Source organism: Pseudomonas sp. PDM19 (assembly GCF_014852215.1).
GTDB lineage: Bacteria > Pseudomonadota > Gammaproteobacteria > Pseudomonadales > Pseudomonadaceae > Pseudomonas.
This window is the reverse complement of record NZ_JACVBG010000001.1, coordinates 1,099,273-1,120,683: the sequence shown is the minus strand read 5'-3', so window position 1 is coordinate 1,120,683 and position 21,411 is coordinate 1,099,273. Positions and strand designations below refer to the sequence as shown.

Sequence of the window (21,411 nt, the reverse complement as noted above, 5' to 3'; positions counted from 1 at the left end):
ATGAACGCCCGCCTGCTCGCTCTTCCACTCCTGCTCTGCAGCTTCACGGCCCTGGCCGCTGATCCTTCGACGGTCAACAACGCCAGCATCGACAGCGCCGTGCGCAACTACCGCGGCGTCGCCAGCGTGAACCAGGCCGCCGGTGACTCCCAGCAACAGGCCAACGGCCGCGCCATCGCCATCGGCAGCAATGCCCAGGCCACCACCCAGTTCCGCCAGGCGGTCAACGCCAGCGTCGACCTCAACCAGGCCGCGTCCGCCAGCATCACCGGCAACGCCTTCACCAACGGCAACGGCGCACTGGGCGTGAACCAGGCTGCCGGGGCTGCCAACCAGCAAGTGAACGCCATGCGGATCAGCGTCAGCGCCATTCCGCAGAGCGTCGATGACAGCGTGCTTTCCCAGCAGAACGTCGCGCTGCCAGTGAACTCAGGCTCGAAGGACTCCACCACGGGTAGCCGGCAGGTCGTCACCAGCGACCAGGCCTTTGCCGGCAGCCGAGGTGTCGTCCAGATGAGCCAGAGCGCCGGGGTCGGCAATCGCATTGCCAACACCCTGAGCATCCGGGTCGCGGATTGACCCAAGCCAACTCCAATAACACTAAACACGCCAAACAAAGCAAAGGAGATACACCATGAAACCAAGAATGGCTCTGAAGCCTCTGGTTTTCGCTGTTGCAGCGGTCATGGCTGTAGCAGTGCAAGCAGATAATCGCGACAACGACCGGGGTCGTGGCCATCACGACAACCATGGCCATCATCACCAGCAACCCAAGCCTCCGTACGATCCCTACAAGGACCCGCGGATCGATGCAGGCGCCAGCGCCACGGTGGAAGACACCCAGGAGAGCAGCGACAACACCGTGGTGAACATGGGCACCAAGAACAACGCGACAGTCGACGGATCGTTGGGGAACGCATCCGGCAACGTGGGCGTCAACGTCGCCGCTGGCGACATGAACCAACAGGCCAACGCTGCCGCCCTGGCGACTGCCGATGAGAAGTTCATCTTCGGTACCGCCTATGCGTCAACTGAAGTGACCCAGAACAACACGGACAACCAGGCCTGGAACTTCTCCACCACCAACAAGGCGTCGCTGAACAACTCCGGCAGCAACTCCTCGGGGAACATCGGCATCAACATCGCCTCGGGCAACTACAACCAGCAGAAAAACGACATGGCAGCCGCCGTGTCCGGTGGTCGTAGTGCCGACTCCTACAGTGGCGCCACCCAGACCTCCAGTGGCAACACCGTGGGCAACGTGGCCTTCCTGACTTACGAGAAGGAAACCTTGCGCTCCACCTTCAGTGCCCATGGCACCTACAAGGGCGCAGGCGCAGGCTACGTGGTCGACGAGTCGGGCCGTGGCGGTCATGACGACAGCCGTCACAGCGGTGGCAGCAAAACCGACAAGGATCCGCTGTTCTTCGTCGAAGCTGGCACTGTTGACCTGAGAGGCCAGGCGACCTATCAGGTGCTGATCCCCACCGGCTGGAAAGACCCGGTGCGCAACGATGCCTCCATCAACAACTCGCTCAACAACGTCTCGGGCAACCTGGGCGCGAACGTTGCGGCTGGCGTAGGCAACCAGCAGAGCAACTCGCTGTCCATCGCCGCAGGCTGCAAATCCTGCCTGTAAGCGAACTGGCGTAGCACCTGGAGGCTCCGGCGACGGAGCCTCCTTCTCCTAAGGCCACCCCAAGGCGTCACGATCATGCGTACGTCCGCCCTGCTTTTGCTCGCCCTCTTCAGCCTCACGACGCAGGCCGCTCAACTCCCCTTCGCCATCCTTCCCGGCGGGTCGATGGCCTACAAGCACGTCGAGAGCATCCGCGAGCGCAAGTTCAGCAACTTGGTCCAGCAGAAGACCGACTTCAGCTGCGGCGCCGCCGCGCTGGCGACGATCCTCCGCCAGGCCTATGCGCTGGACGTGGACGAGGAATTCGTGATCAAGGGGATGCTCGTCCGGGCCGACCCGGACCTGGTGCGCACGCAGGGTTTTTCGATGCTCGACATGAAGACGTATCTCGAAGGCATCGGCATGCGCGCACGCGGGTACCGAATCCCGCCGGCGTCTCTGGAGAAGCTGACGATCCCGGTGATAGTGCTGATGGATATCCGTGGCTACAAACACTTCGTCGTGATGCAGCGTGCCTATAAAGGCTACGTCTATATCGGCGACCCGGTGCTGGGCCACAAGCGCTTCACCCAGGAAGATTTTCTCAAAGGCTGGAACGGCATCATCTTCGCCGTCATCGGTCCGGGCTACGAACAGGCCAACGCCCTGATGAACCCGCCCGACCCACTGACGGCCAGGGACCGAATCAATGCGTTCAGCCCGGTCAAGGATGCAGAGCTCATGGAATTCGGTTTCATCCAGAGCGACTTCCTCTGAGACCGCACAAGAATGGAAGGCAGGAATCCTTCCGGGGAGAACCCTAATGAAAGTGATCCCGCTGCTTGCCGCCACCTGCATAGTGGCCTGCCTGCCGGTCCAGGCGGAAAGTGTCTTCAAGCCGATCGAACTGAAGGATCATGAACTGGCCCAGCTGCGCGGCAAATACGTGATGCCGGGCCGGGTCATCAGCTTCGGCATCGTCATGAGCAGTACCTGGAAGAACGCCGTGGGCGACAACATCGGCGCCAAGGTCAGCATGCAGATCCAGGAGTCGACCATCAAGCCGCAGTTCTACGTCACCACCATCGACGAGAAAGGCAGCGGCGCGGCACCGGCCGCAGGCACCGGTACCGTCACTGGCGGCGCCGGACTCAACCAGACCCAGGGCGTCACCCAGAGCGTTCGCGCCGCGGGTGATTACAACACCGCTTCCAACAACGTCAGCATCGACGTGAAGGAAGCCAACCAGGCCCCGCCTGTAGCAGCCCCGCAGGGAACGCCACTGGACGCCACCCCTGTCACCGCCAGCAATGCGGCCGGCACCGTCAGCGTGTCACCGAGCAACGGCGGCGTGCAGATGGCGATCAACGCCAACGGCCAGGGCGTCGCCATGCAGCAACTCGCCGCCGGCGGCCTGCTCCAGGCCGCGCAGATGGTGGGTGGAAATAATGCCGTCAACAACCTGGCACAGCTCAGTGTGGTACTCAAAAACAACCTTCCGTCGTCTGGAGCGCTGGACTGCAATCTCGACCAACTCAAAGGGCTTCGCACCATGGGTATGTGATCTACGCTCCAGTGCGACTGTGAGGTCCAACCTATAAGAAGGACAGCGCGCCATGCACCGATCGCTAACGCTAGGAACTGCAATCTGTGTATCCGCATTACTCCCCTCGACCTTCGCCGCCGCCGCGACGGAAGCCGAGGTGGAGACGTTGAAGCAGGAGCTCCTCGAACTCAAGCAGCGCTACGAGGCCCAGCAGAAGGCTCTGATGGTGCTGGAGCAGCGGGTCAGGCAGGTCGAGGAGGCTCCGGCCACCCCCGCCCAGCCCAAGCGCCTGGTCACCTCCACCGGCAAGCCGACACCGCCCGGAACCGGCAACACCGTTGCCTCCAGCGGCAGTTCCTACGGCGAGTCGCTCAAGGACGACGCCAGTCCGCCCAAGAGCGTGGAGAACCTCTACGACGAAGCCAGCGGCTTCTTCGGCAACGGCGCGTTCAGCTTCGAGACGGGCATCACCTACACCCACTACGACGCCAAGCAGCTGATCCTCAACGGTTTCCTGGCGCTGGATACAATCTTCCTGGGCAACATCGGCGTGGACAACATCAACGCCGACAACTGGACCCTGGACCTCACCGGCCGCTACAACTGGAACAACCGCTGGCAGTTCGACATAAACGCCCCCGTGGTTTACCGCGAGAGCACCTTCGAATCGTCCGGCGCCGGCAACTCCACGGCGCAGTCCACTGACGAGAAGGTCACCCGCGACCCGACCCTGGGTGACGTCAACGTCGGCATCGCCTACAAGTTCATGGACGAAACCGAATCGCGCCCCGACGCGGTGGTCAGCCTGAGGATCAAGGCCCCCACCGGCAAGGAACCCTACGGCATCAAGCTCAAGCGCGCCTCGGACAACGACAACCTCAACGTGCCCGAGTCCCTGCCTACCGGCAACGGTGTCTGGTCGGTCACCCCCGGCATTTCGCTGGTCAAGACCGTCGACCCGGCCGTGCTGTTCGGCAGCTTCTCCTACACCTACAACTTCGAAGAGTCCTTCGATGACATCAGCCCCACCCAGGGCGTGAAGCAGAAGGGCAAGGTCGACCTCGGCGACTGGTTCCAGATCGGTGCGGGCGTTGCCTTCGCCCTCAACGAGAAGACCAGCATGTCGTTCTCCTTCTCCGACCTGATCGCCCAGAAGAGCAAGATCAAGGCCGACGGCGGCGACTGGACCACCGTCACCGGCAGCGACGCCAACGCGGCGTACTTCAACTGGGGCCTGACCTACGCGTGGAGCCCCAACCTGACCATCGTGCCGAACCTGTCCATCGGCATCTCGCCGGATGCGCCGGATTTCAGCTTCAGCGTGAAATTCCCGTATTACTTCTGACGGCTCGGCTGTCCAACCGCAAAGGCCCCTGTTCGGGGCCTTTGTCATTCCTGCCACCGCAGGCGTTGACCGCGCCTGCCTTCTGATGCCCGCGATCCGCCGGCGGGGCCGGCGCTTCTTTTGCTCCGCCGTTGCAGACCCCGTGGCTTGGGCTTGATCGATGGGTATCGCTGCGCTCCACGCCATCCTACGTTGGCGCGCCATTGTGATATCGGTGTGAGCGGAAATGCCTACAGATGCCGGCACGAAGCCAACCTGAAGGAGCGCCCCTCGGAGCTCCTTCAGTACTACGGCCACCCCGCCCTAGCGCAACTGATGCTTGTGCAACAAGCGATAGAAAGTCGGCCGCGAGATGCCCAGCATCCGCGCCGCCACGCTGAGGTTGTCACCGTGCCGGGCCAGCGCATCGCACATGGCCTGACGCTCGGCGCCAAGCTTGTACTCCTCCAGGGTCACCAGCGGCAGATGCGCCGAGCGCCCCTTCTCCCGCTCCAGGCCAAGGTCGCGGGCCTCGATCTGTCGCCCTTCGGCCAGCACCAGGCCGCGCCGCACCCGGTTGGCCAGTTCGCGCACGTTACCCGGCCAGCTGTGCTCGGCCATCGCCGCCAGCGCATCGTCCGAGAAGCGCCGCGGACGGCGGCCGGTCTCGACGCTGTAAAGGTGGGCGAAATGATTGGCCAGTAGCGCCAGGTCACCATTGCGCTCGCGCAGCGGCGAAGTGGACACCTGCAGGACATTGAGCCGGTAGTAGAGATCCTCGCGGAACAACCCGGCGCGGATCGCCTGTTCCAGGTCGACATGAGTCGCCGCCAGCACCCGCACATCGACATCGATCGGCTGGCTGCCGCCGACACGCTCGATCTGCTTCTCCTGCAGCACCCGCAGCAGGTTGGCCTGCAACTCCAGTGGCAGGTCGCCCACCTCGTCGAGGAACAGCGTGCCGCCGTTGGCCTGTTCGAAGCGCCCGATCTTGCGCTGGTGCGCCCCGGTGAACGCGCCCTTCTCGTGGCCGAACAGCTCGGACTGGATCAGCGCCTCGGGCATCGCACCGCAGTTGATCGCCACGAACGGCCGGACTGCCCGCCGCGACTGGCGGTGCAACGTGCGCGCTACCAGCTCCTTGCCGGTGCCGCTCTCGCCGCGGATCAGCACGGGAGACTCGGTCGGCGCGAACTTCGCCAGCAGCTTGCGCAACTCGCGCACATCGCGGCTCTCACCCAGCAGCTCGTGCTCGTGCTCGTCGCTATGTACGCTGCCGCGCCCGCGCAGACGGGCCATGCCGAAGGCGCGGCCGAGGGTGACCTGCACCCGCGCCACATCGAAGGGCAAGGTATGGAAATCGAAGAACCACTCACTGACGAAATCGCCGACTTCATTGAGCGGCAAAGTGTCCGGGCTGAGCACGGCTATCCACTCCGTGCCGCTGCGGCTGATGAGTTCCTTGACGGACTCCCGGCGTTCGAGATGCCGGGGTTGAAGGCGCAGCAGGCCGACGTCACAACCGCGATTGCCGGCATTATCCAGCTCGCAGCTGTCTACTTCCCACCCTGCTGCCCGGAGTCCGGGTAAAAGCCTGCGGCAGTCGTCGCACGGATCGACCACCAGCAGGCGACGAAGATTCGTGGCTGCCTCGAGCATGCTCCCTTCCTTGGCGCCATTATTTTGAAAAACTTTAAAAAACAGTCGGTTGGCGCTCCAATTTGTAACGCTAGCAATATCTTGACGCAGCCCATTGACCGTTTTCCTATAAGGTCAATGCCGAATCGATCTCACCACCCGCGACCGCGCCGCTTGACTTCCAGCCGCCGCACGAACTCCTCGAGCACCAGCTTGTAGAGATCGTCCCCCAGGTAGACGTCCTCTACCCCACAGTCGATGTTCGGGTTGTCGTTCACCTCGATGACCACCACCCGGTCCCCCGCCTGCTTCAAATCCACGCCGTAGAGCCCGTCGCCGATCAGGTTGGCGGTTTTCACCGCCAGTTCCACGACCTTGCGCGGCGCCTCATGGACCGCCATCGTGCGGAAATCACCGCTCACTTCCTGGGCGTCCGGGCTGTGGTCGTAGATCTGCCAGTGCCCCTTGGACATGAAGTACTGGCAGGCGAATATGGGTTTCTGGTTCAAGACGCCGATCCGCCAGTCATATTCGGTATAGAAAAACTCCTGGGCGAGCAGCAGCACCGAGCGCTCGAACAGTTCCGCACTGGCCTTGAGCAGCTCCTCCTGGTTGGCCACCTTGATCACGCCGCGGGAGAAGCTGCCGTCGGGAATCTTCAGCACCAGCGGGAAGCCCAGGCGTTCGCCGACCTTCTCCAGTTCCTGCGGGTTGTCCTTGTAGAGGATTTCGGTGGCCGGCATGCCCAGCTTGTGGCTGCGCAACAGGTCGGCGAGGTAGACCTTGTTGGTGCAGCGCAGGATCGACACCGGATCGTCCATCACCACCATGCCCTCGCTCTCGGCCTTCTTGGCGAAGCGGTAGGTGTGGTCGCTGACGCTGGTGGTCTCGCGGATCAGCAGGGCGTCGTACTCCGCCAGGCGCGAGTAGTCCTTCTTTTCGATCAGTTCGACGTCGATGCCCAGGCTGCGGCCGATGCGGATGAAGTTCTTCAGCGCCTTGCGGTCAGACGGGGGGAAGGCTTCTACCGGATCATGCAGGATCGCCAGGTCGTAGCGGTACTGCTTGCGCGAACGCGGCTTGCGCCAGATCTGCCGGCTGAAGCCGTCCAGCGCGTTGGCGAACTGTTCCTCCTGGTCCTCGCGCAGCTTGTGGATGTTCCCCGGCTTCACGCCCTCGATATGCCAGCCCCGGTTCTTGCGGAACTCCACCAGCAGCATCGGGCACGGCAGCGCCTCGAACAGCTGGCGCGCCAGGTCCTGCAGCGGCTCGATGTCGGTGCGACCGAAGTACAGCGTCAGGGTGAAGCCATCGGTGCTGCCGTAGGGGTGGTCGGCCAGCGCCTTGTCGAGGGTCTTCTCCAGGTCTTCCAGCGCCAGGCTGTAGAGCGATTTCTTCGCCAGCTCGCTGATGCTGCGCACCGACGGGATCACCTTGTGCCCGCGCGCTTCGGCCAGCAGCGAGCAGTAATAGCCGTGGCCCAGGTACTTGTAGTTGCGGCACAGGTTGATTACCTGCACGCGCTTGCCGTTGTCGTCGTCGATGGGCATCTCCAGGTACTCCTGGGCGCTGACCACGTCTTCGCTGGGATAGTAGGAGGCCCAGTCTTCCTTGCGTTCCACGATGATGAACAGCTTGCTCACGACACCTCCGAAGCTGGCTGGCGCGCTTGCCGCGCCCTGCCCCTGGGTCAATACTGGTTGAGCTTCGACCGCACGACGCAACGCCCGTTCGCAGCCAGCACCGAACAAGGTGCGCCCTCACCGATTAACGAATGCTTACCCTATGAAACTCCAGTTCCGCGCCGCTTCAGCCGACGACCTGCAAGCCCTGGTCGAGATGGAAAACCGCTGTTTCGAACACGACCGCCTGTCCCGCCGCAACTTCCAGTGGATGATCACCCGCGCCCACGCCAGCCTGACCGTCGCCGAATCCGAAGGCCAGTTGCTGGGCTACGCGCTGGTGCTGTTCCACCAGGGCACCTCGCTGGCGCGCCTGTATTCCATTGCCGTGGACGAACGCGCCCGCGGCATCGGCCTGGGCCAGAAGCTGCTGGACCGCGCCGAGGCCGAGGCGCTGGAGAACGACTGCGCCTACCTGCGCCTGGAAGTGCGCCCCGACAACCGTGGCGCCATCGCCCTCTACGAGCGCAACGGCTACCGCCCGTTCGCCACGGTGCGCGACTACTACGAAGACCATAGCGAAGCCCTGCGCTTCGAGAAGCGCATCCGCCACATCAACGAGCGCACCCACCGCCACGTGCCTTACTACCGGCAGACCACCGAGTTCACCTGCGGCCCCTCGGCGCTGCTGATGGCCATGGGCGCACTGGAGCCCAAGCGCCGCCTGGAGCGCCGCGAGGAGCTGCGCCTGTGGCGCGAGGCGACCACCATCTACATGACCGCCGGCCACGGCGGCTGCAGCCCGCAAGGGCTGGCGCTGGCGGCGCTGCGCCGGGGCTTCCGCGTGCGCCTGTTGCTGTCGGAAGACGGCCCGCTGTTCCTCGATGGCGTGCGCAGCGAAGAAAAACGCGAGGTAATGCGCCTGGTCCATGAGGACTTCAGCGCCGAGCTGGCGCAATGCGATGTCGAGCAATTGCTGGTCAACCAGCTGGATATCGAGGGCGCGCTGGAAGCCGGCGGCCAGCCGCTGGTGCTGATCAGCAGCTACCGGCTGACCCGCTCCAAGGCGCCGCACTGGGTGGTGGTCACCGATTGTGACGAGGACTTCATCTACCTGCACGACCCCGATGTCGACCACAGCCAGCACCGCGAACCGCTGGACTGCCAGCACATCCCGGTGAGCCACGCGGAGTTCGAGCAGATGAGCCGCTTCGGCCGCAGCAAGCTGCGCGCGGCGGTGATCCTCTACAAGCGCTGAAGGCGGAGACCTAGGGCGCGCCGCGACAGGTCGTGATGCAACCCACCGGGGCCATGGGCGCACGCAGTTCCGCCGCCGGCAGGTAGCCGTTGCGGGTGTAGAGGAAGTCGAAGCCGAACAGGCTGAGCATCAGCAGGATCGGCAGGACGAGAGTGACGGCGATACGCATGGCGACGCTCCTCTTCTGGTTCTTGTAGCGCCATCCTAGGACGCGGGCGCGGCGCGCAACCTACTACCTTGGTACTGCCCCAACCGGTACTTTCTGCATATTTTCTGCACCCCTGACGCTTCCTATGCTGGCCGCACAAGAACCAGAAAGGAGTCGTCCCATGCGCCAGTTCGTCCTGCACGGCGTGGCCTATCTGCTGGCTGTTGCGTGCGCCGCTGCCTTCGGTCTCGACGCCCGCGCCGAAGAAGCTCCCGCGCTGGAAGTCCGCATCGGCTACCTGGGCTACACACCCGACCCCGGCCCGCTGCTGTCCAACGTCATCCCGGAACCTACCGACGCAGGCCTGCGCGGCGCGGAGCTGGCAATCACCGACAGCAACAGCACCGGGCGCTTCCTCAAGCACCGCTACAGCCTGCAAGCGGCCAGCACCGACACCCCGGAAAAACTGCTCACCGAGGCCAAGCGTCTGCACGACGCCGGCTTGCGCCTGTTCGTGGTCAACGCTCCCGCCGACACCCTGCGCCAACTGGCCGCCGCGCTGCCGGACAGCCTGCTGTTCAACGCCGGCGCCGCCGATGACGAGCTGCGCGCCAGCCAGTGCGCGGTGAACGTGCTGCACACCCTGCCCAGCCGGTTGATGCTGACCGATGCCCTCACCCAGTTCCTGGTGCTGCGCAAGTGGACGCGCTGGCTGCTGATCGTCGGCCAACGCCCGGAAGACGCCTTGTACGCCACCGCCCTGCGCCGTTCGGCCAAGCGCTTCGGCGCGAAGATCGTCGAGGAAAAGCCCTTCACCTTCGACAACGACCAGCGTCGCAGCGCCCAGGCCGACATGGCCCTGTTCACTCAGTCCAGCGAGGACTACGACGCCGTGCTGGTGGCCGACGAGCACGGCGACTTCGGCGAATACGTGCCCTACAACACCTGGCTGCCGCGCCCGGTGGCAGGTACCCAGGGGCTGGTCGCCACCGGCTGGCACAAGACCGTGGAAACCTACGGCGCCGCGCAGTTGCAGAAGCGGTTCGAGGAACATGCCGGACGCTGGATGAACGATCGCGACTTCGCCGCCTGGATCGCCGTGCGCAGCATCGCCAGCGCCGTGACGCGGCTGCGGGACGCCGACCCGATGGCGATCCGCAAGCTGTCGCTGTCCCCCGACCTGCCGCTGGACGGCTTCAAGGGCTACAAGCTCGGCTTCCGCCCCTGGGACGGCCAGCTGCGCCAGCCCATCCCGCTGGTGCAGCCGCGCGCGCTGGTCAGCACCTCGCCGCAGGAAGGCTTCCTGCACCCCGCCAGCGAACTCGACAGCCTCGGCCTCGATGCACCGGAAAGCCAGTGCCGCCTCGCCGAAGTCAATCCATAAGAAGAACTCCATGAGGACCCTGCCCATGCCCCGCCTGCTTGCCCTCTCCTGCCTGAGCTTCGCCCTCGGACTGGTGCCGCCGGCCTTCGCCGCCACCGCCTACGTGTCCAACGAGAAGGACAACAACCTGAGCGTCATCGACCTGGACAGCATGAGCGTCACCGGCACCATCGACACCGGCAAGCGCCCACGCGGGTTGGCGCTGTCCCACGACAACAAGCTGCTGTACATCTGCGCGAGCGACTCGGACACCGTGCAGGTGCTCGATCTCGCCACCCGCAAGATCATCAGGCAGCTGCCCTCGGGCGCCGACCCCGAGCAGTTCGCCCTGCACCCCAATGACCGCTGGCTGTACGTCTCCAACGAGGACGATGCACTGGTCACGGTGGTCGACACCCAGACCGCCCAGGTGCTCGGGCAGATCGACGTCGGCGTCGAGCCCGAGGGCATGGCGGTGAGCCCGGACGGCCAGTGGGCGGTCAACACCAGCGAAACCACCAACATGCTGCACTGGATCGACACTTCGACCCAGAAGCTGGTGGACAGCACCCTGGTGGACCAGCGCCCGCGCCACGCCGAGTTCACCCACGACGGCTCGCAGGTCTGGGTCTCGGCGGAAATCGGTGGCACCGTCAGCGTGGTCGACACCGCCAGCCGCAAGATTCTCAAGACCCTGCGCTTCGCCATCCAGGGAGTACACCCCGACAAGGTGCAGCCGGTAGGCGTGCAACTGACCAGCGACGGCAAGCTGGCCTTCGTCGCCCTCGGCCCGGCCAACCATGTGGCGGTAGTGGATGCGAAGACTTTCGAGGTACTCGACTACCTGCTGGTGGGCCGCCGTGTCTGGCACCTCGCGTTCACCCCGGACGAGAAGACCCTGCTCGCCACCAATGGTGTCAGCGGCGACGTGTCGGTGATCGATGTCGCCTCGCGCAAGGTCACCAAATCGATCAAGGTCGGCCGCTACCCGTGGGGCGTGGTGGTGACGCCATGAACGCAGCCAGTATGAGTGCACCTGCCACGAATGCGCTGGCGGTCCGCGATCTCGGCTTCTCCTACGGTCCGCGCCTTGTCCTCGACGGCCTGGAGTTCGAGCTGCCCGCCGGGCGCTTCACCGCCCTGCTCGGCCCCAACGGCGCCGGCAAGTCCACCCTGGTCGCCCTGCTCACCCGCCTCTACGACCTGCAGCAGGGCGAGATCGACGTGCTCGGCTGCAGCCTGCGCCGCCAGCCGCGCCTGGCCCTGCGGGAGCTGGGCGTGGTGTTCCAGCAGAGCACCCTGGACCTGGACCTGAGCGTGGAGCAGAACCTGCGCTACCACGCAGCCCTGCACGGCCTGCCACGCAGCGTGGCGAACGAGCGGATCGACGCCGAACTGGCCCGCCAGCAGTTGCAGGAGCGCCGCCGCGACAAGGTCCGGGCGCTCAATGGCGGGCACCGCCGCCGGGTGGAGATCGCCCGCGCCCTGCTGCATCGCCCGCGCCTGCTGCTGCTCGACGAAGCCAGCGTCGGCCTCGACCCGGCAGCACGCCAGGCGCTCAACAACCATGTGCGCCGGCTGTGCCGCGAGGACGGTCTGGCGGTGCTCTGGACCACCCACCTGCTGGATGAAGTGCGTGACGAGGATGCGCTGTTGGTGCTCGACCGCGGGCGCCTGGTCGCCCGTGGCGAGGCGCGGGACATCTGCGCACCGGACGCCGGCAACCTGGAGCGCACCTTCGACCGCCTGACCCGCCTGGAGGCCTGCGCATGAGCGCCCTGGAAAACCCGCGCTTCGGCCCCGCCGCCTACTGGCAGTGCCTGTGCGGCATCGTCATGCGCGAATGGCTGCGCTTCGTCCTGCAGCGCTCGCGCTTCCTCAGCGCGCTGGTGCGGCCGCTGCTCTGGCTGCTGGTGTTCGCCGCCGGTTTCCGCGCCGCGCTGGGCATCTCGATCATCGAGCCGTACGACACCTACGTCACCTACGAGACCTACATAGTGCCGGGGCTGTGCTGCATGATCCTGCTGTTCAACGGCATGCAGGGCTCGCTGTCGATGGTCTACGACCGCGAGATGGGCAGCATGCGCGTGCTGCTGACCAGCCCGCTGCCGCGCGCCTTCCTGCTCGCAAGCAAGCTGCTGGCCACCGCGCTGGTGTCATTGCTGCAGGTCTATGCCTTCCTGCTGATCGCCTGGCTGTATGGCGTACAGCCGCCGCCCATGGGGCTGGTGGCGGCGCTACCGGCGTTGCTGCTGGCAGCCCTGCTGCTGGGCGCGCTGGGCTTGCTGCTGTCCAACGGCATCCGCCAGCTGGAGAACTTCGCCGGGGTGATGAATTTCGTCATCTTCCCGCTGTTCTTCCTCTCCTCCGCGCTCTACCCGCTGTGGAAGATGCGCGAGGCCAGCCAGTGGCTGTACTGGCTGTGCGCGCTGAACCCGTTCAGCCACGCGGTGGAGCTGGTGCGCTTTGCCCTCTACGAGCGCTTCAACCTGCTGGCGGCAGGCGTCTGCCTGGGGCTGACGCTGCTCTTCGCCGGGCTTGCTGTGCTGACCTTCAACCCGCAGCACGCTGCCCTGCGCAAGGGGTGAAACCTACTACTTTGGTACCGGTTCGCCCCTCCGGACGTCGAATTTCCAAAGCTGCAGCGCCGGCATCTAATGGCCAGTACAAGAAGAACGGACAGAGATACCGCCATGCCTCGCCTTGCTCCTGCCCTGCCCGGCCACATGAGCGGCTGCCTCGCCGCGTGCCTGCTCAGCCTGACCCTCGCGCTGCCGACCGCGCAGGCCGAGGACGCGCCGCTGTTTTCCGCCGACGGCTACCGACAGGCCCAGTACCGCAGCCCGACTCCGCCCTCCGCCGACCACGCCACCACCCTCGACACCCCTGCCCTGCAGGCGCTGCTCAAGCGCGAGCCGCAGACCCGGCTGGTGGACGTCTACCGCCGTACCTTCCTCAACGGCCAGTTCGTCGATGACGAAAAGCACCGCAACCTGCCCGGCAGCCTGTGGCTGGCCAACGTCGGCACCGGCACCCTGGAACCGCAGTGGCAAGCCTACCTGGAGCAGAATCTCGCCCGCCTCACCGACGGCGATGCCAGGCGCCCGCTGGTGTTCTACTGCCGTTCCGACTGCTGGATGAGCTGGAATGCCATCCGCCGCGCACATGCGCTGGGCTATGCCAGCCTCTACTGGTACCGTGATGGAATCGATGCCTGGGAACAGGCAGGACTGCCCCTGCAGGATGCGCAACCGCAACCCCTGAAGTAACTTTCGATCACCGCCCATAACGACAACAACGAGGTGCAGGCCATGTACAAGATCCTGATCGCCGACGATCACCCGCTGTTCCGCGAAGCCATCCACAACGTCATCGCCGACGGCTTCCCCGGCAGCGAAGTAATGGAAACCGCCGACCTCGACAGCGCCCTGGGCCTGACCCAGGAACACGACGATCTCGACCTGATCCTGCTCGACCTGAACATGCCCGGCATGCATGGCCTCAACGGCCTCATGAGCCTGCGCAACGAGGCACCGACCATCCCGGTGGTGATCGTCTCCGCCGAGCAGGACAAGCAGGTCGTGCTGCAGGCCATCACCTACGGCGCCGTGGGCTTCATCACCAAGTCTTCGCCGCGCGTGCAGATGACCGAGGCCATCGAGCAGATTCTCAACGGCAACGTCTACCTGCCGTCGGACATCATCCGCACGCAGAAATCCTCGCCGCGCCGCAGTGGCCAGGAAGACCACAGCATCCCGCCGGAACTGCTGCAGGCGCTGACCCGCAAGCAACTGCTGGTGCTGGAGCGGATGACCAAGGGCGAATCCAACAAGCAGATCGCCTACAACCTGGAGATCGCCGAAACCACGGTGAAGGCCCACGTCTCCGCCATCCTGCGCAAGCTGAAGGTACACAACCGCGTGCAGGCCATCCTCTGCGCGGGCGATATCGACTTCGCCGCCTACCTGCGTCGCTGAAACGAGGCGCCGCTGAGTCATAACGTGCCGTTGCGACCGCTACCGGGAACCACTCGATGCCCTCCACCCGCACCCTGAGCCTCACCGGCCTGGCGATGATCGCCTTCGCCGGCAACTCCATCCTCTGCCGCCTGGCCCTCAAGGCCACCAGCATCGACGCGGTGAGCTTCACCGGCATCCGCATCTTCTCGGGCGCGCTGATGCTCGCTCTGCTGCTGAAACTCCGCCATCGCGCCGCCAGCGACGGCGGCAACTGGCGCGCGGCGGCGGCGCTGTTCGTCTACGCCGCGGCTTTCTCCTACGCCTATGTGCAACTGGATGCCGGCACCGGCGCGCTGCTGCTGTTCGGCGCGGTGCAGGTGACCATGATCCTGGTCGGCCTGCTGCGTGGTGAAAGCCTGCGCGGGCAGGCGCTGGCGGGTTTCCTGCTGGCCCTGGGCGGCCTGCTGGCCCAGTTGCTGCCCAGCGCCAGCGCGCCGCCGCTGGCGGGTGCGCTGCTGATGTTGCTGTCCGGCGTGGCCTGGGGGCTGTACTCGCTGCTCGGGCGCAAGGGCAGCGATCCGCTGGCGACCACGACGGGCAACTTCGTGCGCGCCATTAGCTTTGCGGCGGTGCTGGCGGTGTTCTTCCACGCCGATCTGCGGGTGGACACGCTGGGCGTCGTTTACGCCGTGCTGTCCGGCGCGGTGGCCTCGGGGATCGGCTATGCCATCTGGTACAGCGCGCTGCCGGGCCTGTCGGCCATCCAGGGCGCTTCGGTGCAACTGAGCGTGCCGATTCTCGCGGCACTCTCCGGCGCCGCGCTGCTGGGCGAGGCGATCAGCCTGCGGCTGGCGCTGGTGTCGCTGGCGGTGCTGGGCGGGATCGCCCTGATCCTGCTGGCCAAGGTACGCGCCCCCGTCGCCCAGCGCGCCTGATCCGCAGGGCGTACAACCGTTCGCGGTTGTACGCTGCTTCATCTCTGCTCGCCGCGCGCCCAGCTTGATACCGGAACACGATGAAACCACGGCCAAACGGCGGATAACGTCGAACGTTCTCCACCCTACGGAGGCATCCGGGAGCGCACCAGTAGGATGGCGTGGAGCGCAGCGATACCCATCGATCCGGCGCGGTTGCAGCATGGGTATCGCCTGGGCTCCACCCATCCTGCGCAGAGTTCATCCTGAACGCGGGGTGATGGGCTCGATGCGAAACAACCCGCGAGGCCTGTTCAGTGGGAGCTATCGATCAGATGGCACAGCGCCGTCTTCAGCTTCATCGGCCGTACCGGCTTGTGCATCAGCGTGTGCCCCAGCTCGCGGACCTGCTGTTTCAACTCGTTGCTGTAGTTGGCGGTGATCATCAGCGCCGGTAGCGGCGTGCCGCGGCGTGCGTTGATCGAGGCCACCGCGTCGACCCCGTTCAACCCATCGTCGAGGTGGTAATCGACGATCAGCAGGTCCGACTCGGCGTGGAAGTTGTCCACCTGCCGCGCCAGGTCCTCCTCCGACAGCGCCGTCACCACCCGGCAGCCCCAGGTTTCCAGCAGCGTGCGCATGCCGGCGCAGATCGAGGCATCGTTATCCAGCACCCACACGCGGGAGCCGCGCAGGCGCTCCACCAGGTCGTCGGCGGTGCGCTCGGGTTCCGGCGCGCTACGGGCCACACGGCGCGCCAGCGGGATTTCGATGGCGAAGCGCGAGCCCTTGCCCGGCACCGACTCCACCTGGATACGATGGCCAAGCATGCGCGCGATCTTCTCGACGATGGCCAGACCCAGACCCAGCCCGCGGTCCTGGTGGAAACGCTGCACATCGCCGCGCTTGAACTCCTGGAATATCTCGCCGAGCTTGTCTGCAGCGATGCCCACGCCGGTGTCCCATACCTCGATCCACAAGCTGTGCCGGCGCCGCCGGCAGCCCAGCAGCACGCGACCCGCAGGCGTGTAGCGGATGGCATTGGTCAGCAGGTTGCGCAGGATTCGCGCCAGCAGCTGGATATCGCTGCGCACCTGCGCGCCACAGGGTACGAAGTCCAGCGCCAGGCCTTCGCTGGCGGCCACCTGGCGGTACTCGGCGGCGAGATTGCCGAGCAGTTCGCTGACATCGAACGAGGCGATATCCGGCTTGATCACCCCGGCATCCAGCTTGGAGATGTCCACCAGGGTGCCGAGCAGCGTCTCCACGTCCTCCAGCGACTGGCTGATGTTGCGCACCAGCACTTCGCCGCTGCGCTCCTGCAGCGCACTGGTGAACAGCCGCGCGGCGTTCAGCGGTTGCAGCAGGTCGTGGCTGACGGCGGCGAGGAACTTGGTCTTCGACAGGTTCGCTTGCTCCGCCTCACGCTTGGCTTCTCGCAGGCGTCCTTCGACCTGGCTGCGCTCGTCGATCTCGCGCTTGAGCTGGTCATTCAGGCTGGTCAGCTCAGCCGTGCGTTCGCGTACCCGCTGCTCGAGGTTCTGGTAGGCCTGGTGCAGCGCTTCGGCGGTACGACGGCGCTCGGTGATGTCGCGGATCAGCACGAACAGGCCAGTCACGGTGCCGTCGGCCTGGCGGTTGGGCACGTAGGAGCGCTGCATGTAGCGCTCCTGCCCGGCGAGGTTGGTCTCGGCGATCTCGAAGGTGACGCTCTCGCCCGACAGCGCGCGCTCGAAGTACGGTTCCAGGCGCTGGCAGTGCTCGGCGCTGTGTACCTCGCGCAGGTTGCGCCCGAGCATCGAGCCGCTGGGCCAGCGGTACCATTCCTCGTAGACCTTGTTGGTGAAGTCGTAATCCAGATCGGCGGTGAGGTAGGCGATCAGCGCCGGGACCTGGTCGGTGATCAGGCGAATCCAGCGTTCGCTTTCACGCAGCGCCTCGGCGTGGCGGTAGCGCTCGGTGATATCGGTGAAGGTGTTGACGAAGCCCCCGGTGGGCAGCGCATGGGTGCGGATTTCCAGCATGCGTCCGTCGAACAGGCGCTGCTCGATCACCCCTTCCACCTCGCCCTTGCGCGGCCGGCTGCGCGGCGTCAGCAGCGGCAGCTCGCTGTCCGCCATGACCTCGGCGAAGGGCCGGTGCGCCTCGATCGGCGCCAGCCCGCAAAGCTCCAGGAAGCGCCGGTTCCACAACTCCAGTGCGCCATCGGCGCCGACCATGGCCACGCCCTGGGACAGGTTGTCGACGGCGCGTTGCAGCAAGTGCGACTTCTGCGCCACCGCCTGCTCGCGGCGGGCCATCTCGTTCTGCTTGATCTCGGTGATATCGCTGTAGAGCACCACCAGCCCGCCGTCGCGGGTCGGTCGCTCGGTGACCCGCACCCAGCGGTCGTTGCGCAGGCGATAAAGGGTGTGCTCGTCATCGCTGCTGCGTTGCTCCTCGACGATCAGCCCGCTGCTCTGCGCCAGCCGGCGCACCTCGGCGAGCCGCGTTCCCGCGCCAACGCGGGCGCGGGTCTGCGCCCAGAAGGCCCGGAACCTTTCGTTGTAGAGGACGATGCGCTGCTGCGGGTCGAACAGCACGAAAGCATCGGAGATGCTCTCGATGGCATCGAGCAGGTACTGGTGCGCAGTCTCGGCGCGCAGGCGGGCGTCGCTGAGCAGCTGGTTGCTGGACTTCAGCTCGACCATCGCCTCGCTCAGCGCATCGGTGCGCTCTCGCACCTGCTCGGCCAGCACGACCGAGTGCTGGAAGGCGCCATAGGCATTGTCGCCGCGCGAGGTGGCCGATTCGACGCGCTCGATCAGTGCCGCATTGATCCGCTGCAGCTTGTGGTTGTCGCGCTCCAGCTCGGCGATGCGCGCGCGCAGCTCAGCGTCCGGCGTTGCCCCGAGGACGGCCAATGGCGACACCGGTGAAGGTCTGGTTGATATGCATGCCATTGAATTGTTCCCCGTAGGTGTTGAAGCCGATCACCTGCTGGCTGCGCAGAAACTCGGCGGTGGGCTCGGTATCGCCGGCCACCTCCAGCTCGAGCCTGCGCAGGAAACAGTCGCAGCCGATGGTCAGCAGCGGCGGGCCGAGGCGCTCATGCAGACGCTGGAACTGCGCCTGCAGCCCGGGCAGCAGCGGGCCGGTGCTCATGGCGGTGAGGACGATGCCGTTCTCCACCGCGCAGTAGAAGGTCAGGCTGAGGTCGTCGTTGACCTGCTGGATCGATCGCACGTAGTACTGCTCGCGTACCCGCACCGCCAGCGGATGCGCCGGGAACAGCGAGAAATCCAGCTGCTCCAGCGGCACCCCGACCAGCCGGGCGAATTCCAGCGCGGCCGGCTCGGCGTTGAGCTCCAGCACGCGGCGGCTGTCGCTGTCGGCGCGGGTGACCACCAGTTTCTCTTCGCTGGGCAGCACGTGGTGGGTGGTGAACACCTCGAAGTCCAGCCAGGTGTTGAACAGCACCACCACCGCCGCGCCGGTGTGGAACTGGCCCTGGTAATAGACGTGGGTGTGGGTCAGGTGGTTGTCGTCGCCGGCCGAGCCGCCGAAATGCGGAATGGCGCCCAGCGCAGCACTGAGCGCGGCTAGCACCACTTCCTCACGGCTGGACAGGCCGTCGAGCAGGGTCAGGGCGAAGCTGTGGTCCTTGATCGGCGCCAGCCCGGCGCTGCGGCAGTCCGCCACCAGCGACTCGACCATCTGCTGCGCGTCGATCAGGCTGAAGCGCTCCATCTCGTCCACCAGCGCGCAGGAGATGGCGAAGCTGCGCAAATCGAAGCCCACGGCGGTGACGCAGCCACGGCCATAGCCCTGCGGGGTGATCTCCCCGGCGGTGGTGCAGCCGGCCAGGTCGATGCCGCCGAAGTACTGCTCCAGCGCGGCGGCCAGCGCCGGCAGGTCGTATTCGGCGGAACAGAAGAACAGCACGAAGCCGAGGTTGGGGTGGATCAGTTGGCGCGCCAGGTCCTGGGCAACCGCCTCGACGTCGCGGGCACTGGACATGCCGCGAACGACTCCTTGTGTTTCGTGCATGGCGTACGCCCAGTCAGGATATCGACGTTGGCATTCTACGAAGCAGCCGGAGCGCGCCCCATGCTACTTGGGTCGTGGCGGGGCTATCCGAAAGTAGCGGGATATTTGTAGGAGCGGGCCATGCCCGCGACCGCACCCGTGGGGCGCCCCTACAGGTTGATGCCGTCAGTTCGTAGGGCGTCAGGCAGTCGGCCAGAACAGCAGCGTCAACAGCAGCATTCCGGCATAGAAGCCCGTCTCCAGCGTCTCCGTCCACGGCTGAATCCTGCGCAGCGCGCCATAGACGTGCACCACCAGCATTAACCCCGCCACCGCCGCCAGAACCTCGAAGGTAGTCACCAGCGCCTCCCCGGTCAGCGCGGCACGCAGCATCAGCCCTTCGACGATAAGAATGAACGCCCCCAGGCAACGCCCGAAATACACCGCCAGATCGGTGTGCTCCGGTAACTGCCACTGCATCACCCGCGCCCACAACAGCGGCACCAGGAAGATGGGCAAGGCGAACACCAGGGTCGTGGCGACGGACAGAACCAGCAAGTAACTCTGCGCGTGCGCGCTCCACATTCCGATCATCACGAACCTTCCTTGAGAGCAAGAAAAAAGGCGGGCGACACGCAGTGCCGACCCGCCGAAATGGAGCCAAAGGAGTTGGGGGATTACCAGTTGAGGACGGCGCCCACCGCGAAGGTGTCGGTGTCTTCGCTGACGGTGGAGCCCTTGCGGCCGTCGATCTCGTAGACGTTGTACTCGGCCACCAGCTTCAGGTTGTCGTTGATGGTGCGGAAGTAGGCGATGCCCTGGGTGGAGTAATCCGCCGCGCTGCCCAGGCCGTTGCCGTCGTCGCGGGTCTCGCCGGTGGACAGCGCCACACGGTTCTTGCCCCAGCTGTAGGAGCCCTGCAACAGCACGCCGCGGCTGTCCACTTCACGCAGCGCGGCCTCACCCGCGTTGTTGGTGAAGAACGGGTTGATGCCCTTGGCGGTAAAGCCCGACCCCGTGAGCGAGAAGCCGCCCATCTTCGCCTGGATGCCATAGCCCAGGCCCTTCGAGGTCACGCTGTCGACTTCGTCATTGGTATTCTTCGAGGTCTGGTAGGCGCCGTTGACCCAGCTGTAGATCTTCGCCCCGCCGACGTCGAACTGATAGCTGATCTCGCTCTCGTAGCGCGGATTGTCCTGGTAGGCCTTGTCGTCGAGGCCGTCGCTGGCGTCCTTGTCGATCTGGTTGGTGTCGATCGGGTCCATGATGCCCACCGCGATGTGCAGGCCTTCCACCAGGTTGTTGTTGCGGTAGGTGATCTGCGAGGTCGGGAACGGGTACGGGTAGCCGGTGCCGATGTTGCCGAAGGACACGCCCTTGCCATCCACCAGGCCGAGGGTATCGCTGGCGTTGCCGAAGCCGGCGAGCAGTTCGTCGAGGAAGATGTTGGAACGCGAGAACAGGCCGAAGTCCTTGCCGATCAGCACCTCGCCCCAGTCGCCGGCGACATTGCCGTAGAACTGGCGGACATCGATGGCAGTGTCGGTGCCGTCCTGCTCGCTGTCGTTGATGGTCACCCAGAACGAGGAGCGCCCGGTGAGGGTCAGGCCGTCGATCTTCTTGCCGAAGTTGAAGCCGATGTAGTTGGGCAGGAAGCCCATCTTCACCCGCGACTGGCGGCGGTCGTAGGTTTCGCCGTTGCGGTCGACGTCGCTGTTCACATAGAAGGCGTTGAAGTAGCCGTCGGTGGAAAAGGTCGTGTCGTCCTTGTCGTACAGCATGATGTCGGCGCTGGCCCCGCTCGACACTGAAGACAGGGCCAGGGTGGACAATGCCAGCGGCAGCAGCTGGCGGCGGACGGCGATCTTGTTCTTGTTCATGGCGCTCTCCGGGTGGGGGATCGACTGCGGCTCAGTCGTGTCGGAGGCGATTATCGAAACGCGCGCGGCCTTGCCATACGCTGCTTTGGCGCCGGTTCCACGGGCCTTGCAGGCGTCTTGCGGGAGCACTGCG

20 protein-coding genes are annotated in these 21,411 nt (G+C 65.4%); 13 read left to right on the top strand and 7 right to left on the bottom strand.

Annotated elements, in window-relative coordinates; all coding sequences use genetic code 11:
* The 5 genes from IB273_RS04835 (at position 1) to IB273_RS04815 (ending at position 4,509) form a co-directional block, all read left to right on the top strand.
* On the top strand, positions 1-579 hold the full coding sequence (locus IB273_RS04835; RefSeq protein ID WP_081519831.1) for an adhesin: 579 nt from the start codon (positions 1-3) through the stop codon (positions 577-579).
* A gap of 55 nt (positions 580-634) precedes the next feature.
* Entirely contained in the window at positions 635-1,639 is a 1,005-nt protein-coding gene (locus IB273_RS04830) for a heme utilization protein (RefSeq protein WP_151187039.1), read from the top strand.
* A 75-nt stretch (positions 1,640-1,714) separates the two neighbouring features.
* The gene (locus IB273_RS04825) at positions 1,715-2,395 is read left to right on the top strand and encodes a C39 family peptidase (RefSeq protein WP_045217496.1); all 681 of its coding nucleotides are present in this window, start codon (positions 1,715-1,717) and stop codon (positions 2,393-2,395) included.
* Between the two features lie 46 nt (positions 2,396-2,441).
* Entirely contained in the window at positions 2,442-3,182 is a 741-nt protein-coding gene (locus IB273_RS04820) for a hypothetical protein (protein ID WP_151187038.1), read from the top strand.
* Positions 3,183-3,234: 52 nt separating this feature from the next.
* Positions 3,235-4,509 (top strand): hypothetical protein, encoded by a 1,275-nt coding sequence (locus IB273_RS04815; protein WP_081519828.1) that lies wholly within the window; start codon positions 3,235-3,237, stop codon positions 4,507-4,509.
* A 303-nt stretch (positions 4,510-4,812) separates the two neighbouring features.
* On the opposite strand, the gene IB273_RS04810 is transcribed toward IB273_RS04815, so the two are convergent.
* Positions 4,813-6,147, bottom strand: a complete 1,335-nt coding sequence (locus IB273_RS04810; protein WP_081519827.1) for a sigma-54 dependent transcriptional regulator — start codon at positions 6,145-6,147, stop codon at positions 4,813-4,815.
* Between the two features lie 131 nt (positions 6,148-6,278).
* Complete coding sequence (locus IB273_RS04805) at positions 6,279-7,769, bottom strand: RimK family protein (protein WP_192223388.1); 1,491 nt, start codon at positions 7,767-7,769, stop codon at positions 6,279-6,281.
* A 142-nt stretch (positions 7,770-7,911) separates the two neighbouring features.
* Between IB273_RS04805 and IB273_RS04800 the strand changes: the two genes are divergently transcribed.
* Positions 7,912-9,006, top strand: coding sequence for a GNAT family N-acetyltransferase/peptidase C39 family protein (locus tag IB273_RS04800; protein WP_192223387.1), 1,095 nt, complete (start codon positions 7,912-7,914; stop codon positions 9,004-9,006).
* A 10-nt stretch (positions 9,007-9,016) separates the two neighbouring features.
* On the opposite strand, the gene IB273_RS04795 is transcribed toward IB273_RS04800, so the two are convergent.
* Complete coding sequence (locus IB273_RS04795; protein WP_167523185.1) at positions 9,017-9,175, bottom strand: hypothetical protein; 159 nt, start codon at positions 9,173-9,175, stop codon at positions 9,017-9,019.
* Between the two features lie 160 nt (positions 9,176-9,335).
* Here IB273_RS04795 and IB273_RS04790 point away from each other — a divergent pair, with 160 nt between their 5' ends.
* The 7 genes from IB273_RS04790 to IB273_RS04760 all read left to right on the top strand — a co-directional run bounded on the left by IB273_RS04790 (position 9,336) and on the right by IB273_RS04760 (position 15,411).
* A complete protein-coding gene (locus IB273_RS04790; RefSeq protein ID WP_192223386.1) occupies positions 9,336-10,538 on the top strand; it encodes an ABC transporter substrate-binding protein in 1,203 nt (400 codons plus the stop codon).
* 25 nt (positions 10,539-10,563) lie between these two features.
* Positions 10,564-11,532, top strand: coding sequence for a YVTN family beta-propeller repeat protein (locus IB273_RS04785; RefSeq protein ID WP_151187035.1), 969 nt, complete (start codon positions 10,564-10,566; stop codon positions 11,530-11,532).
* Positions 11,529-12,290, top strand: a complete 762-nt coding sequence (locus IB273_RS04780; protein WP_192223385.1) for an ABC transporter ATP-binding protein — start codon at positions 11,529-11,531, stop codon at positions 12,288-12,290. The genes IB273_RS04785 and IB273_RS04780 overlap by 4 nt, the downstream gene beginning before the upstream one ends.
* Entirely contained in the window at positions 12,287-13,105 is an 819-nt protein-coding gene (locus IB273_RS04775) for an ABC transporter permease (RefSeq protein WP_081519821.1), read from the top strand. Before IB273_RS04780 ends, IB273_RS04775 begins: the two co-directional genes overlap by 4 nt.
* A 105-nt stretch (positions 13,106-13,210) precedes the next feature.
* Positions 13,211-13,786, top strand: coding sequence for a PQQ-dependent catabolism-associated CXXCW motif protein (locus IB273_RS04770; RefSeq protein ID WP_412548061.1), 576 nt, complete (start codon positions 13,211-13,213; stop codon positions 13,784-13,786).
* A gap of 42 nt (positions 13,787-13,828) precedes the next feature.
* Positions 13,829-14,494 carry a response regulator AgmR gene (gene agmR / locus IB273_RS04765; protein WP_024764454.1) on the top strand — a complete coding sequence of 222 codons (666 nt, stop codon included), beginning with the start codon at positions 13,829-13,831 and terminating at the stop codon, positions 14,492-14,494.
* A gap of 56 nt (positions 14,495-14,550) precedes the next feature.
* Positions 14,551-15,411, top strand: coding sequence for a DMT family transporter (locus IB273_RS04760; protein ID WP_192223384.1), 861 nt, complete (start codon positions 14,551-14,553; stop codon positions 15,409-15,411).
* Between the two features lie 293 nt (positions 15,412-15,704).
* Here IB273_RS04760 and nahK read toward each other — a convergent pair whose 3' ends face one another.
* The 4 genes from nahK to IB273_RS04740 form a co-directional block, all read right to left on the bottom strand.
* Complete coding sequence (nahK, locus tag IB273_RS04755) at positions 15,705-18,332, bottom strand: hybrid sensor histidine kinase/response regulator NahK/ErcS' (RefSeq protein WP_192223383.1); 2,628 nt, start codon at positions 18,330-18,332, stop codon at positions 15,705-15,707.
* Positions 18,262-19,419 carry a nitric oxide-sensing protein NosP gene (nosP, locus tag IB273_RS04750; RefSeq protein WP_081519817.1) on the bottom strand — a complete coding sequence of 386 codons (1,158 nt, stop codon included), beginning with the start codon at positions 19,417-19,419 and terminating at the stop codon, positions 18,262-18,264. Before nosP ends, nahK begins: the two co-directional genes overlap by 71 nt.
* A gap of 180 nt (positions 19,420-19,599) precedes the next feature.
* Positions 19,600-19,992: a hypothetical protein gene (locus tag IB273_RS04745; protein WP_192223382.1), complete on the bottom strand. Its 393-nt coding sequence runs from the start codon at positions 19,990-19,992 to the stop codon at positions 19,600-19,602.
* Positions 19,993-20,075: 83 nt separating this feature from the next.
* Complete coding sequence (locus tag IB273_RS04740) at positions 20,076-21,278, bottom strand: porin (RefSeq protein WP_081519815.1); 1,203 nt, start codon at positions 21,276-21,278, stop codon at positions 20,076-20,078.
* Between the last annotated feature and the right edge of the window lie 133 nt (positions 21,279-21,411).